A 13,956-nucleotide genomic window follows, 5' to 3' on the forward strand; every position below is an offset into this window, starting at 1 on the left:
TTTAAATTATATATTTTTTAACTATAATAAATTTCTCTTAAAAATTCTTTAGGAGTAGCCTACTCCAAGGATCCTCCTCAGGAAGATCCCGCTCCTGCTGTACAACTATAACAATGATTAGCAGTAGCAATAGGCCTTTTTTCTAAATCTTTAGCAGTGATTTCAAAAATATTTTTATTTTTGGACCTTATCCCAACGTCTAGAGATAAGTTAAAATCACAATCATGCAAACTTCCGTCATAATCAACTGATAAGGTTGACCTGCACATGACATCCTCTACAATTTTATCATTAAATGTATTATAAAGCCTTTTCATATATCGGTCTAAATTATTAGACTTATCAAGCCACTTTCCAAAGTTTCCAATTGGTGAGTTTGTAATAACAAATAAATCATTAAAAACTATGCCATATTCTCTGAGCAATTTTGTTCTGTAAATAGCTTCAAGTTCTTCTTCTGCCTGAGGAATCATAGCTCCAGATGGATTGTAAACTAGGTTTAAATTTAAGTTTGGATCCCTACCATAGCCAAGTTTATTTAATATTTTTAAAACTCTTATAGAATCTTCAAAAACTCCTATGCCCCTCATTTTATCTGTCTTTTCTTTTTCATAAAAAGGAAGACTTGCTATTATATCTACCTTGTGATTTTTCAAAAAAATAGGTATATCTTTGTATTTTTCATCATTGTATATGGTTAGATTTGACCTAATCATAACATTTTTGCCGAGCTTACTGGACTCTTCTACTAGATATTTAAAAACTCCACTCATTTCAGGAGCCCCACCCGTGATATCTACAGTCTTAAAATTATAAGCCTTTAAAAGATCTATGCATTTTTCAGCTACTTCTTGGCTCATATCTTCAGTGCGATTTGGATGGCAAGATAGATGACAGTGTTTGCAGGATAGATTACAGTTTCTAGTTATATTTAATTGTAGGGTATCTATTTTATTCTTTGTTTTAAGTTCATATCCTACTCTCTCATCAAATCTAGCTACTGCTCTATTTACTTTTTTTAAATAGTCCACTTAAAATTCCAAATTATCTGTTATATTTTTCATCTGTACGCCTGTTACTAGGGTAATTCCCGCTTTCATAGCACTTGCTACATGAACTGCTTCCATCATCTCTTCTTTACTTAATCCTAAATCCAAGCAAGTTGTTGTATACGCATCAATACAATACGGACATTTTTCTGCATGAGCTACCGCTAGAGCTATAAGGGCTTTTGTTCTTACAGAAAGTTTACCTTCTGCCATTACATTTGCATAATAATTTAGGAAATTATCCCAATGTTCTTTGTGTAGTTGTCCTAGATCTCCATCATTAAATTTATCTAAGTCTGATTTTTTAAAGTATTCGCTCATCATAATCTCCTTATAAATTATATATTATAATAAAACTATACAATTTAGAAAACTTTTATCTAATAAACTATCTAATAAGATAGCAATAAAATAAACCCTAATAAAATTGCTAGGGTTTATTTTATATGTTTTATATTTTCATTTATGAAGTCTTCTTCAAATATATTTAAATAGGTATCAAAATATTCTTCTAGACCCGCATCTTTGGTGGTAGACATTAATTCCATCTCAATACCAAAATAATTTACACTTGCATCCAAAACCTGATATCCGTTTTTGATATAAAATGCTTTTCTTTTATTTCTTATAGCAAAATCATCAGCATCTTTAAACTTTGTACTTTCAATTTCAATTATCAAATCATCATATTTTTCTTTTAATATTCCTAAACCAGCACTTCCATATCCCTTTCCCCTACAAGATTTTTCGATAGCAAAATATGAAAGTAAGTGAATGTTGTGGTTTAGGTAGATAACAGCCAAACCAATATTTTTATCATTTTCTCTTAAAATATCAATTTCTATTAAATTTTCTTCTAAAAGATTATATAGGGTTGCTATCTCAATTCTTTCCTCAATTGGAAAGGCATTTTGATAAAGTGTTTCAAAGTAGTTTTTGTCTTCTAAGGTTTCGATTGAACTTAATTGCAAAACTAAACTCCACTAAAATTTGTAATTGTTGATAAATTCTAAATCTTCTTCAGTAAGCGAATATTTTCTTTGGTCAGTTATTACTTCTGGCCCATCTTCATGGATGATTAATTGGTGCTCAAATTGGCAAACATTTGATCCATCTTTTGTTTTTGCTACCCATCCATTATCCTCAAGCTCCATTGGCCAGTTACCACTTGCAATCATTGGTTCAATTGTAAAAACCATACCTGCTTGGATGCGTGGTCCTCGTCTTGCTTGCCCGTAATGTGGGACTTGTGGGTCTTCGTGCATTTCTTTTCCAATACCATGGCCTATAAAATCACGAATAACTGAAAAATCATTTTCAACTTCGGCATATTCTTGAATTGCATGGCCAATATCACCTATTCTATTACCGACCTTAGCTTGATCAATTGCCCTTTCTAAGGACTCCAAAGTAACATCCATTAGTTTTTGATCTCGTTCTGCTAATTGGCCGATTGCATATGACCAACAAGAATCAGCTAGTCCTCCTTTATACTCAATAACATTATCGATGGAAACTATGTCTCCCTCTTTTAGAACGTAATCACTAGGAAAACCGTGACAAATTTCATCATTTACTGATATACAAAGTGTGTATGGAAATCCACCGTAGCCTAGCTGGGCTGGTATAGCTTTTTTGTGCTCTACTATAAATTTATTTGCAAAGTCATCTAATTGCTTTGTTGTCATTCCCTCTTTTATAACTGCTTGGATAGCTAGATGAGTTTGGCATAAAATTTCTGCTGCTGCTCTCATCTTTTCAAAATCATTTTCTGTGTATAATCTAATCATTTTTACCTTCCAATTAAAATAAAGCGACTAAAAGTCGCCCTATCTTTACATTTTCTTAGTAGCTATATATGTGTATTTATCAGATGAAATTTCTGGCTTAATATCCCAACCACTTGTCATAGCTAGTGATTTGCCTAGTTCATCTACATAATACATTATTATACCAGCATCTATTAGGTTTACATCTCCCTTATAGTTTTCGATGTATAGGTTGATTTCATCATCTACTATCACAAATCTCCAAGGTTGCTCATTTTGAGTTGATGGAGCAAATTTTGCATAGTCAAAGATATCATTTAGTCCTCTTTGTTCTAGGTCCTCATCTGTAGCTTGTGTATCAAAATCTCCTAGAAAAACTAGGTCTTCTGTTGGTTTTCTATCATCGAATCTTTGCTGACGAACTTCACCATCTAATGGATAGCCTACTGCTAATAATAAATTTACATCACCTTCTGTAAAGTTAAAAGCAGATTGTTTTACTGTTTTTTCTACATCAGAAACAGTAATCCAGCATGATCCCAGTCCTAGTTCATTTAGCTTAGTAATTATTTCTTCCATGCCGTAGGCACCTTTTACTATAGATGCTGGATTGTCATTTAAAGCGTTTAAGGCAATATATGCTGGAGCTTTTATCATGATTCCACGGTAGCCAGCTACACCTTCTAGGGCTTTATAAATAGACTCCCCATCAGTATTTACTAAAAAAGATAAATCATCTTTGCCAAGCTTTTCTGCCTCAGCATCTACGATTTCAAATAATTTCGTTCTAGTAGCTTCATCTATAGCTGTATCTTTATATTCTCTAGTTGATGTTCTTGATTTTAAAAAATTTGTTGTAAGCATTGTTACCCCCATTTATGTATTCTCTTATAATTTTACCATATTTTAATAAATTTTAATATGGTATGATATTTATATGAAACTTACAGAAAAACAAATTCAAGCTGCAAACCATAAAAATGGCCCCTGCTTGGTTCTTGCAGTGCCGGGAGCTGGCAAGACTACCATGCTTTTAGAAAGAATAAAAATCCTAGAAAAACAAGTAGATCCTGGGGAGATTTTATCACTTACTTTCTCCAGGACCCAGGCCCTTGATATGAAAAGTAGATTTGAATTAGAAAATGAAAATAAATCAAATTTCATGACCATTCACGCCTTTTGCTATTTAATCATTAGAAATTACTATAAAAAATCTAAAAGAGAATTAAAAATATTGGAAAGTGATGAGAGCTACAATAAATACAATCTCATACAAAAAATTTATTTTGATATAAGTGGCAAGTTAATGTCATCAGAAGATTTGCGAAATTTTTTTACAGAAGTCGGTTACATGAGAAATAGCATGGCAGATCTTTCTTATCTAAAAAAATCTCAGATAAAGAATGTTGAGAAAATTTATTATACTTACGAAAACTTCAAAAAAGATAATTCTTATATAGATTTTGATGATATGCAGACCATAGCCCTAAGACTTTTAAATGAGCATCCTAAACTTTTAAAGTCTGTAAAAAACAAATACAAATATATCCAACTAGACGAGGGCCAGGATACCTCTCTTCTTCAATTTAAAATCATAGAAAAAATTATATATCCAGAAAATAACCTTATGGTAGTTGCTGATGATGATCAGTCAATATATTCTTTTAGAGCTGCAGAACCTGATTATCTTTTAAATTTTAAATCAATATTTCCTGATTCCAAAATAATTACCATGGATGAAAATCACAGGTCACAAGCAAATATTGTAAAAGTTTCAAATGATTTTATAAGGCAAAATAAAAAAAGGTACGAAAAAAACTTATTTACAAATAAAAAAGCAACTAGCAAGGTTCATAAAAACTATGCCAAAGATAGCAAGGATGCCTTTTCTTATATATTAAAAAATATTGAAGCTAATAAAACAAATGCGATTCTTTATAGAAATAATATTTCCTCCCTTAATCTAGTAAGTTTTCTCATGGATGCTGAGATTGATTTTGCAATAAATAATGGATCTATTGATTTTTTTGATTCTAAAATTTTAAAAGATATGGTGAATATTATTAATTTTTCCAATGATTTTTATAATGTAGAGCTTTTTACAGAAATTTATTATATGGTAAAAACTTATTTATCACGTGAAGAAATTGAAAAGCTAGTATTAAAACCAAAAAATTATACAGTTTTTGACTACCTCCACGAATACATAGATGATGAAAAGGCCTATGGACTTTTAAGAAAAGAAAAAGAATTTAAAAACTTAAGAAATATGTCTTTAGACAAACAATTTGCTTATATTTATAAGACCATGGGTTATAGAGAGTATATCAAAATGTTTTCTAATAAATATTATGAAGTTGTGATAAATAAGGATTTGTATATTGAAAGTATGATTAATTTTTCCAAAGGATTAAAAAATTTGGATGAATTTTATAGCAAAATAGAAGTTTTTGAAAAGATATTAAACAAAAGAAATAAATCAAATATTATATTATCCACCATTCACAAGTCTAAGGGTCTTGAGTATGACAATGTTTTTATCGTTGACCTAGTAAAGGGTGAATTTCCAATGATTTTTGATTTTACTAGCAAAAACGATCAATTGGAGGAAGAACGCAGAATGTTTTATGTAGCAATGACTAGGGCACGTGAAAATCTTCATCTAATATCATTAAAATTTCGAAACGACCATAAGGTCGAGGCTTCAGAATTTTACGATTTTATTAAAAATATATAATTCGGGTAAATATACAATAACGTTGATTATAGAATTCTAAAAGGAGGCTTTAATGAAAAAAATAGCAATATTGGTTGAAAATAAATTTGAAGAAAGTGAATTAATTTACCCTTACCATAGATTTAGAGAAGATTATGAAGTCGTACTTGTAGGTACTGAAGCTGAAACAGAATACGAAGGAAAAGCAGGAGCATACAAGGTAAAATCTGAAATAGCAAGTTCTGATGCAAAAGCAGATGAATTTGATGCAGTTTATGTGCCAGGTGGATTTTCTCCAGATGCTATGAGAAAATGTGAAGCTACAGTTAATTTTGTAAAAGAAATGAATGAATCCGGAAAAATAATCGGTGCTATCTGCCACGGACCATGGGTATTAGTAGAAGCTAACATTTTAAAAGATATCAAAGCAACATCAGTTAAAACTATAAGTACAGATGTTAAAAATGCCGGAGCAAATTGGGTTGATGAAGAAACTGTAGTAGATGGAAACATTATTACAGCAAGAACACCAAAAGATTTGCCAGCTCACGTCACAACATTTGTAAAAGAACTTGAAAAATAAGATAAAATTTTAGCCCCTCTTAGGGGCTTTTTAATTTGCTAAATTTCACTTTCAAATATAATATTGTAGTAGTTTATCATAAATAAACCAGCTTTTTCTTTAGGAACAACTAAAACTTGGACCAATCTTCAACCATTCTTGGCATGATCTGCTATTGCTTTTTCTACTTGCTCCATATTATTATTTTGACTTTCTTTTAAACCATTGCTTATAACCACTTTTTCAAACTTATACTCAAACACAAGACCTCCTAGTATTATTTATGTTATAATATTAGAATGAAAAGAAATTATAATCTAGATAAGTGGCGTGGATTTACCATTATTTCCATGGTGCTTTTTCATTTAATGTATAACATAAATTATTACTGGCAAATTGATTGGTATGATGGAACTACTTTTAATAAAATTTGGCAATTATCAATTGCTTGTTCATTTTTTATCATATCAGGTATTACATCAAATTTCCTAAGTCCTGAAAAAAACATAAAACGTGGGATAAAAACGAGCTTAATTGGTTTTGCAATCACACTAATTACCTATGTTGCAGCACCAAATCAATTTATCCTTTGGGGAGTTTTAAATGGACTGGGGGCTTGCATGATAATTGTAGGGCTAATTGAAAATTATAAGGATATTTCCCCAAAGTGGGCCTTTATTTTTTTAATCTTTTTTATAATTTCATACAAAGTTCCAAGAGGAATCCTCTATGATAAGCAAGTTTTTAAAAATCTATATGACTTAAATTTTTTCTATCTTGGTTTTCCATCAAGTGATTTTCATTCAACCGATTATTTCCCTCTAATCCCTTGGGTTTTTATATACCTATTTGGTTTTTACTGGGGTAAGTCATTAAAAAACAAAAATTTTTATGATAAACATGGCAGGGATAGCACGCTCGCAAAAATTGGTAGATACGCCATGCCAATTTATCTAGCCCATCAAATAATTTTATATCCTCTTGTTACAATTATTTATAATTTTGCAAAATAAAACTAGGAGCATTTAACTCCTAGTTTTTATTTTACACTGACAGTGTAATCTTCTTCTATTATTGGATTTAGCAATAAAATATCTTTTACTGCCTTTAAGGTTTGTTCTTTTGCCTCATCAAGCAGACCCTTATCTATAGCTTCTTTTTCTACTTTTGCTTCTTCCTCTTTTCTAAAGTTTGAATAGTCTTTCATTTCTAGAGGATTAAAAATAGAATTTTTTTCATCATAAACCATTACACTATTTTCATCTATATCATGACTTAATATTTCTGTCTCTGGTAATGTAACATTTATGGTCTTAGCCTCTTCATTTATATTTACATTTGCCTGTTCAAGGTCAACTCCAGCATGGATTTCACCTTCATAGGTATATAAAAAGCTTTTTTTAGTAAATGGAATGGTCATTCCTTGAAATTGTTGGCTATTTTCAAATGAAGCAATATTTTTGTAATGGTATTTTAAAGTTGTCAGCTCTTTTGCTTCTTTAAGGGCTGATTCTACAGTTTCTGAAGATATTTTGGTTTCTTCTTCTACATCAAATATGCTTTTTGCATATAAAAAAGCAGCTATAATCAGTCCTGCAACAATCAAAGCACTGATTAATCCTTGCCAAAATTTATTTTTAGATTTATTCATATTAATTCCTTTATTTATTATTTAATAGTATTATACTACATCTTTTAATAAATTAAAGTTTAACTTTAATAATGTCAATATAAATTACTTAAATCTAGCTTTAGCATAATAAATAGGCTTTTGGCGGTCTCTCCATTTTCTTTCATATTCTGTGACTATAGATTCTTGTTCAGCTAAATCAAAATTTGATTCGAGGATTTCTAAGCCATAGTCTTCATAATATTTTAATGAGTCTTCAAAAAATGGCAAATCATCTGTCTTTTGTTCTATAATTCCTTGTTTTTTTATAATTTTTTTATATCTTTCAAGAAATCTCTCATGGCTTAAACGTCTTTTGTGGTGTTTTGTTTTTGGCCATGGGGTAGAAAAGTTGATATAAATATGATCTATTTCTCCTTCATCAAAGGTTTCTGTTAGTTCTTCTGCGTAGTCTACCAGGCCTATAACATTAGTAAGCTCTTCTTCCTCTATTTTCCTACTAGCTATCACAAAGGCATTGGTATTCATCTCAAGGGATATAAAGTTTATATCAGGATTTGCTTTGGCCATTTCTATTATAAAATCACCCTTGCCTGCTCCTATTTCTAAGTATATAGGATTGTCATTTTTAAAAACTTCTTTCCATTTACCCTTCATATCTCTTGGATAGAAAAATATCCTATCATTTTCTTTCATCTCTGGTATAGCATTTGGTTTAAATCTTAATCTCATATTCTCCTCACAAAAAAGGCAAGCCTTACTCCTAAGAGCTACTTGCCTGTAGTGTAAGTTATTTTACTTTTTTTTGTGTTTTTATCAATGATATATCCTATTATATAACCAATTGCTGCTGGTATTACCCATCCAAATCCTAATTCAAATCCTGGCAAAAATTTATTTGGCAGGCTTAGAATATTTGTTACAAAGGCACTATGTGATATGCTTTCTGGCAAATTAGCCAATAAATCAAAAAATGCCGCAACAGCTGTTAGTGCTAAAGTCCATTTATATATTATTTCCCTTTTGCCCGTTTTTATTGAAAGCATAGATAAAAATATTAGGGCGATTGAAAGGGGATATAAGAACATCAAAACTGGTATGGATAAGGAAATAATTTTACTTAATCCTAGGTTTGCTATTAAAAATGAAACTATGGAAAAGATTATGCAGTACTGTTTGTAAGTAACTTTAAATGATAGAATCTCACTAAACATCTCAGAACAAGCTGAAATCAATCCAATTGCAGTTTTTAAACACGCAAGAAATACTATTAGACTTAGTAAAATATGTCCTGCTGAACCTAGATAGTGGCTAGCTATTTTTGCTAAAATTATAGCTCCATTTTCTCCCCCATCCATAATATGGGCAGAACTAGATCCTAAAAATGCTAATGATGAATAAACGATACCCATACCTACCAAGCAAACCAAACCTGCCTTTAAGGTTTCGAGTCCAATATCAGCAGCTTCCTTTACTCCTAGGTCTTTGATAGCAGCTATAATTAAAACGGCAAATGCTAATGATGCTGGTGCATCTAAGGTATTATAACCATCTATGATTCCAACTGTAAAAGGATTAGATTGATATTTTTCAGTAGGATTTATGGCTGCTGCTGGCCCCAAAGGTTTTACTAGTGCTAATATTGCTATGATTGCAAGCAAAACTAAAAAAATTGGCGTCATATACTTGCCGATTATGTCTATCAAATTGCCTTTTTTTATTGCAAAATAATAAGCTAGTAAGAAAAATACTATTGAAAAGACCAGTAAATATATGGTATCATTGGCCCCAACCATTCCCTTAAGAGCTACCTCATAAGAGACTGTAGCAGTACGAGGAATGGCAAATCCAGGACCTATGGTTAAATATAGCAAAATAGTGAAAAAATATGCGAAAAAATCTCCAGCAGGTTTGGCTGAGTCAAATAATGAATCGCTATCACTAAGGCCTGTTGCGACAATCCCTAAGATAGGCAATCCAATTGCAGAAATCAAAAATCCAATTGTTACAGGACCAAGATTTACTCCAGATCTTTGACCCAATTCTAGTGGAAATATTAGGTTACCTGCCCCAAAAAATAATCCAAATAGCAGGGATCCAACTAGTATAACTTCTCTAAAACTTAACTTTTTTTTCATAAAATTCCTTCCTTTATCTGAATAATTATATCAAAAAAAGCAAAATTTTACAAAATATTTTTACACTTTAAACTGCCATTAGAATGGATATATTTTTTCTTCAATCATCTGTCCCATAATCTTAAATCCATCCACCTCTGTAGCTGTAAATCTATTTTTAATGGGACTATCCAAATCTAAAACTCCATAGACTTTACCTTGCTTAAAAAGTGGTATCACAAGTTCACTATTAGATGCACTATCACAAGCGATATGATCAGCAAACTCGTGAACATCATCTACATTTACAATTTTCTCATCTCTAAAAGATTTTGCACAAACACCCTTATCTAAGCTGAGTCTTGTACAGGCAGGTAATCCTTGAAAAGGCCCTAAAACTAATTCATTGTCTCTTAAAAAATAAAATCCAGACCAATTTAAGTCTTTTATACAAGCCATTATAAAACTTGAAATATTGCTCATCAATGCAAGTGGATCACTTTCATCATCAAGTTGGATTTTTACAAAATTAATTAGCTCATCCATACGTTCTTGGTCTGATAATTTATCCAATCCTTTTAGTTCAAAACTCATTTTTACTTCTTTCCAGTATTTAACTTATTAATTAATTTTTCATTTTCCTTTATTGTTTGCTCAATAATCCTATCCAAAAAATTATCAAAGGCATCTTGGCCATATGAATCAACCATGTAGGTTTTTAAGTCATGGATTAATTCATAGTTATTGGCTGCATTTGGATTTTTTGTAACTAGGACGTCATAAGTGATAGCTGCATTGTTTTTGCTATCTTCACTATCCCTAACTTTGGTATTTACAATTTCAAATTCATTGTCTTTATAGCTAATTTTGACAGGGTTGCCCTCTTGTTGCAAAAATATTTTTACATTATCACTTATTTTTAATTCCCTGTCGGCTGGATAAGTTTTTATTAGGCCTAGTATTTTTTCGCTTGTCTTTTGATTATAAAAAAAATTATTAATAGCTTCCTTATCTTGAGCAATTATATCTGATAATTCTTTGGTTGTATCTTCTAATGATTTTATATTTTCTGAGACCATGTCATTTCTGCTTTGCCTTTGTCTAAGGGGCAGAGTTTCTACAAAATAATATAAGATTAAAAGAATTATTAGATAAAAAATATATCTTTTAGTCTTATTTTCTATTTTAAATTTCATAGACTTTCTACATATTTTTTGACATCTGGTCCTACGAAAATTTCTCCATCATCTGTAAAAAGGATTGGTCTTTTTACAAGCATGCCATCTGTTGATAGTAAGTCATAAGCTTCTTCGTTAGTCATTTCTGGTAATTTATCTTTGATATTATTTTCCCTATAAATTTTGCCTGATGTATTAAAAAATCTTTTGATTGGCAATTGTGTTTTTTCGTGCCATTGTTTTAGTTCACTTGCATTTGGGTTTTCTTCTTTTATATCCCTATAATCATAAGAAATATTTTTTTCTTCTAGCATTTTTTCCACACCCTTGCAGGTTGTACATCTTTTATAACAAATTAATTTCATTTTTCCCTCCTAAAAATATAAGTATTTGATATCATCATACCCTTATAATCTAGATTCTTTCTATTGAGTAGTTGGTAACTTCTACTGGATAATTCTTTTCTATTCTTATTAGCAAGTTTTCTAAGATTTCCTTTGCCCTATCGTTTTGATTTGAGATAGTCACAAAGCCTAGGTGGGCAAAATTTTTAATATCATTTGCTGAAATTTCTGCTGATGATATTTTTAAGGTGTATCTTGCATAATCAATAATTGACTTTACAACCTTTCTCTTATCCTTTAGGCTTAAACTATCATAAATCTTAATTTCTATATCCAAAAGATAAATAAACATTAGTCTCCCTCCTTTTTTGCAAGAACTTTTTCTACAGAATTATAAGAAAACCACGCAAAGGGTAAGGCTAGTAAAGGAGCTCCCATAAATAAAATAAGAATTGGAAGTTTCATAAATATTATTTCTATTAAAACTAGGCTTGCAATTATAGAAAATAATTCTAAGGGACTGCTTAGGCTTAGGAAAAAAGCTTGCTTAAAATATTCTTTAATTTTTAAATCAAATCTTAAAATACTAATCGGTAAATGAGTTATTAGTATTAAGATAAAAATAATTAAAATAAGTAAAACAATTTTAAGCACACCATTTTGCAACAGTTGTTTGTTTATATAATAATCGTAGATTAATAATCCAAAAAATAATATAGTAGGCCAAGCAATTTGATTGGCTATCTTAAAATTTTCCCTATATGCATTTTGAAATTCGTATTTCATTACATCTGGATTTTCTTTATAAAATATTGATGTCAAAACTTTTACCACAGCTAAAAAAGAAGGGAAGACACCAAGAATGATGCCTCCCCTTAGTGAGTATCCTATAAAATAGGCTTGGAGGATAAACATATCCCCCAAAAAGTTTCCTATTTTAAATAATTTATTTTTATTATCCATTATTTAATAGCTTTCCATCTATCATAAGCTGCTTGATAGATTTCTATTAGTCTTTCAGCTCCAATTTTATTCATTGTATCTATATATTCTTGCCATGTTTGATCATTTATTTCTTTAGATCCGTTTATAAATTGAGCTTCGTTTTCTTTCATATATGTTTCTAGCTCAACAGTAATGTCACTAACTTCTTCGTTTTCTTCATTTGTAAGGTAGGTTAGTGGGAATATTTGCTCTCCGTTTGCTAGAATTTTTTCTTCAGTTTCTTTTTCAATAAAGTCATTGAATGGATTTTCTTTCTCACCACCAATTGGATCTAGTGGTACAGAGTAAGCTGGAACTGTGATTCCGTAAGATGGAGTTACAAATCCACGATATTTTTCTGGGTCATCAGAATTTTGTGCTGCTTCAGAGTATTCTTTTGCTGTTTTATCTTCATTCCATGTCCAAAATGAACCTTCTGGTCCATAATATAAATAATCAAAGCCATCTTTTGTGTAGAATGTATCTACCCAACGAAGGGATGCTTCAACTGATGGGTTTTTGCTAGAAATTGCAAACGAACCACGTTTGATACCAGGTCCTATTGGCATAAGTGGTGTTTTCTGATATTCACTTGTTAGTGGAGCAAACATCGGATCATTTACTGCATCTGCCTCTTCACGGCCTGTTATAAAGTATGAGAACCATTCTTGGAAAACTCCAACTTTATTTTCTTGACCCTTTGCTTGTAATTGCTCTTTTGATTGGGAGAAGATTTCTTGGTCGATTATTCCCTCTGCATAAAGATCATGCATATATTCCAAATATCCTCTAAATCCAGGGTCTGTAAATGAATATGAAACTTTGCCATCTTTTTCAAATGGACCCCAGCCTTTGATACCAAATGCTGGCAAGAACCAAGGACGTAGGCCTGAGAAGTTTACATCTGAGATAGGAATTTCGTCAGCTTCACCATTGCCATTTGGATCTTCATTTTTAAAACGCAGCATTAGTTCTTTAAATTCTTCAGTTGTTTCTGGTAGTTGTTCTACATTTAAAGCCTTTAGCCATTCACCATTATACCAAATTGGACCCATAACCCATTTTGAAGTAGGACCTTCAGTTATATATGGTAAGGCATATATGTGGCCATCTGTTGTTGTAATTGACTTTTTGATTTCTGGATTTTCTTCCATAAGCTTATTAAAGTTTGGAGCATATTCTGGAATTAAATCTTCTAAAGGAGCCAATAATCCTTGGCTACCATAGTCTACTTCTACAGCAGCATTTAAAGTATTTGGACCACCCGCATAAATAACGTCAGGTATATCCCTACTTGCAAAAGCAAGGTTTAGTTTCGTTTTAAACTCTGATTGTGGTGGTGTAGTAATATCTAGCTTAATATTTGTTTTATCTTCGTAGTCTTTGATAAAATCCATATCATTCCACTCATTGATTCCTAGACCTGGAGCTATCATCGACATTTCTATTTGATCATCTACTATTGGATAGCCTTCTTTATTTACTTCAATATTGCTAGTTTTTGCACCAGTATCGGCCTTTTCAGCTGGTGCATCTGAATTATTCCCACATCCTGCTAGGGCAAAGACCATTCCTGCTGCTAATAATATTTTTTTATACATTCTCTC

The 13,956-nt window shown here is 31.1% G+C and carries 17 protein-coding genes; 3 read left to right on the plus strand and 14 right to left on the minus strand.

The annotated features are described in order from the left end of the window. Positions 1-77 precede the first annotated feature (77 nt). From arsS to ACF3NF_RS01425, 5 genes are all read right to left on the minus strand, one after another. On the minus strand, positions 78-1,031 hold the full coding sequence (gene arsS, locus ACF3NF_RS01405; RefSeq protein ID WP_394023575.1) for an arsenosugar biosynthesis radical SAM (seleno)protein ArsS: 954 nt from the start codon (positions 1,029-1,031) through the stop codon (positions 78-80). Then, complete coding sequence (locus ACF3NF_RS01410; protein WP_394023577.1) at positions 1,032-1,370, minus strand: arsenosugar biosynthesis-associated peroxidase-like protein; 339 nt, start codon at positions 1,368-1,370, stop codon at positions 1,032-1,034. Positions 1,371-1,486: 116 nt separating this feature from the next. After that, positions 1,487-2,020, minus strand: coding sequence for a hypothetical protein (locus tag ACF3NF_RS01415; protein ID WP_394023579.1), 534 nt, complete (start codon positions 2,018-2,020; stop codon positions 1,487-1,489). 12 nt (positions 2,021-2,032) lie between these two features. Further along, a complete protein-coding gene (map, locus tag ACF3NF_RS01420; protein WP_394023581.1) occupies positions 2,033-2,839 on the minus strand; it encodes a type I methionyl aminopeptidase in 807 nt (268 codons plus the stop codon). Between the two features lie 45 nt (positions 2,840-2,884). Continuing rightward, positions 2,885-3,682 carry a nitroreductase family protein gene (locus ACF3NF_RS01425; RefSeq protein ID WP_394023583.1) on the minus strand — a complete coding sequence of 266 codons (798 nt, stop codon included), beginning with the start codon at positions 3,680-3,682 and terminating at the stop codon, positions 2,885-2,887. A gap of 73 nt (positions 3,683-3,755) precedes the next feature. Here ACF3NF_RS01425 and ACF3NF_RS01430 point away from each other — a divergent pair, with 73 nt between their 5' ends. The 3 genes from ACF3NF_RS01430 (at position 3,756) to ACF3NF_RS01440 (ending at position 7,109) form a co-directional block, all read left to right on the plus strand. Continuing rightward, positions 3,756-5,555: an ATP-dependent helicase gene (locus tag ACF3NF_RS01430; RefSeq protein ID WP_394023585.1), complete on the plus strand. Its 1,800-nt coding sequence runs from the start codon at positions 3,756-3,758 to the stop codon at positions 5,553-5,555. Positions 5,556-5,607: 52 nt separating this feature from the next. Then, positions 5,608-6,117, plus strand: a complete 510-nt coding sequence (locus ACF3NF_RS01435; protein WP_394023587.1) for a type 1 glutamine amidotransferase domain-containing protein — start codon at positions 5,608-5,610, stop codon at positions 6,115-6,117. Between the two features lie 278 nt (positions 6,118-6,395). Continuing rightward, entirely contained in the window at positions 6,396-7,109 is a 714-nt protein-coding gene (locus tag ACF3NF_RS01440; protein WP_394023589.1) for a heparan-alpha-glucosaminide N-acetyltransferase domain-containing protein, read from the plus strand. Positions 7,110-7,135: 26 nt separating this feature from the next. On the opposite strand, the gene ACF3NF_RS01445 is transcribed toward ACF3NF_RS01440, so the two are convergent. From ACF3NF_RS01445 to ACF3NF_RS01485, 9 genes are all read right to left on the minus strand, one after another. After that, positions 7,136-7,747, minus strand: coding sequence for a DUF4230 domain-containing protein (locus ACF3NF_RS01445; protein ID WP_394023591.1), 612 nt, complete (start codon positions 7,745-7,747; stop codon positions 7,136-7,138). Positions 7,748-7,831: 84 nt separating this feature from the next. Further along, a complete protein-coding gene (gene trmB, locus ACF3NF_RS01450) occupies positions 7,832-8,458 on the minus strand; it encodes a tRNA (guanosine(46)-N7)-methyltransferase TrmB (protein WP_394023593.1) in 627 nt (208 codons plus the stop codon). A gap of 38 nt (positions 8,459-8,496) precedes the next feature. Beyond that, positions 8,497-9,864 carry a branched-chain amino acid transport system II carrier protein gene (brnQ, locus tag ACF3NF_RS01455; protein ID WP_394023595.1) on the minus strand — a complete coding sequence of 456 codons (1,368 nt, stop codon included), beginning with the start codon at positions 9,862-9,864 and terminating at the stop codon, positions 8,497-8,499. Between the two features lie 78 nt (positions 9,865-9,942). Continuing rightward, on the minus strand, positions 9,943-10,437 hold the full coding sequence (locus ACF3NF_RS01460; protein WP_394023597.1) for a GAF domain-containing protein: 495 nt from the start codon (positions 10,435-10,437) through the stop codon (positions 9,943-9,945). A gap of 2 nt (positions 10,438-10,439) precedes the next feature. Beyond that, positions 10,440-11,039 carry a hypothetical protein gene (locus tag ACF3NF_RS01465; RefSeq protein WP_394023599.1) on the minus strand — a complete coding sequence of 200 codons (600 nt, stop codon included), beginning with the start codon at positions 11,037-11,039 and terminating at the stop codon, positions 10,440-10,442. Next, complete coding sequence (locus ACF3NF_RS01470) at positions 11,036-11,386, minus strand: Spx/MgsR family RNA polymerase-binding regulatory protein (RefSeq protein WP_262122086.1); 351 nt, start codon at positions 11,384-11,386, stop codon at positions 11,036-11,038. Before ACF3NF_RS01470 ends, ACF3NF_RS01465 begins: the two co-directional genes overlap by 4 nt. A gap of 49 nt (positions 11,387-11,435) precedes the next feature. Next, entirely contained in the window at positions 11,436-11,717 is a 282-nt protein-coding gene (locus ACF3NF_RS01475) for a DUF503 domain-containing protein (protein ID WP_394023601.1), read from the minus strand. Next, positions 11,717-12,328 carry a YesL family protein gene (locus ACF3NF_RS01480; protein ID WP_394023603.1) on the minus strand — a complete coding sequence of 204 codons (612 nt, stop codon included), beginning with the start codon at positions 12,326-12,328 and terminating at the stop codon, positions 11,717-11,719. The genes ACF3NF_RS01475 and ACF3NF_RS01480 overlap by 1 nt, the downstream gene beginning before the upstream one ends. Beyond that, the gene (locus ACF3NF_RS01485; protein WP_394023605.1) at positions 12,328-13,950 is read right to left on the minus strand and encodes an extracellular solute-binding protein; all 1,623 of its coding nucleotides are present in this window, start codon (positions 13,948-13,950) and stop codon (positions 12,328-12,330) included. Before ACF3NF_RS01485 ends, ACF3NF_RS01480 begins: the two co-directional genes overlap by 1 nt. Positions 13,951-13,956: the final 6 nt, after the last annotated feature.

This window comes from Anaerococcus martiniensis, from assembly GCF_043187485.1.
Lineage (GTDB): Bacteria > Bacillota > Clostridia > Tissierellales > Peptoniphilaceae > Anaerococcus > Anaerococcus martiniensis.

Coding starts and splice junctions, on each gene's coding strand:
- map (WP_394023581.1), bottom strand. CDS start 2,839: ATGATTAGATTATACACAGAAAATGATTTTGAAAAGATGAGAGCAGCA.
- ACF3NF_RS01440 (WP_394023589.1), top strand. CDS start 6,396: ATGAAAAGAAATTATAATCTAGATAAGTGGCGTGGATTTACCATTATT.
- ACF3NF_RS01485 (WP_394023605.1), bottom strand. CDS start 13,950: ATGTATAAAAAAATATTATTAGCAGCAGGAATGGTCTTTGCCCTAGCA.
- ACF3NF_RS01445 (WP_394023591.1), bottom strand. CDS start 7,747: ATGAATAAATCTAAAAATAAATTTTGGCAAGGATTAATCAGTGCTTTG.
- ACF3NF_RS01410 (WP_394023577.1), bottom strand. CDS start 1,370: ATGAGCGAATACTTTAAAAAATCAGACTTAGATAAATTTAATGATGGA.
- brnQ (WP_394023595.1), bottom strand. CDS start 9,864: ATGAAAAAAAAGTTAAGTTTTAGAGAAGTTATACTAGTTGGATCCCTG.
- ACF3NF_RS01480 (WP_394023603.1), bottom strand. CDS start 12,328: ATGGATAATAAAAATAAATTATTTAAAATAGGAAACTTTTTGGGGGAT.
- ACF3NF_RS01425 (WP_394023583.1), bottom strand. CDS start 3,682: ATGCTTACAACAAATTTTTTAAAATCAAGAACATCAACTAGAGAATAT.
- ACF3NF_RS01460 (WP_394023597.1), bottom strand. CDS start 10,437: ATGAGTTTTGAACTAAAAGGATTGGATAAATTATCAGACCAAGAACGT.
- ACF3NF_RS01470 (WP_262122086.1), bottom strand. CDS start 11,386: ATGAAATTAATTTGTTATAAAAGATGTACAACCTGCAAGGGTGTGGAA.
- trmB (WP_394023593.1), bottom strand. CDS start 8,458: ATGAGATTAAGATTTAAACCAAATGCTATACCAGAGATGAAAGAAAAT.
- ACF3NF_RS01465 (WP_394023599.1), bottom strand. CDS start 11,039: ATGAAATTTAAAATAGAAAATAAGACTAAAAGATATATTTTTTATCTA.
- ACF3NF_RS01430 (WP_394023585.1), top strand. CDS start 3,756: ATGAAACTTACAGAAAAACAAATTCAAGCTGCAAACCATAAAAATGGC.
- ACF3NF_RS01475 (WP_394023601.1), bottom strand. CDS start 11,717: ATGTTTATTTATCTTTTGGATATAGAAATTAAGATTTATGATAGTTTA.
- ACF3NF_RS01435 (WP_394023587.1), top strand. CDS start 5,608: ATGAAAAAAATAGCAATATTGGTTGAAAATAAATTTGAAGAAAGTGAA.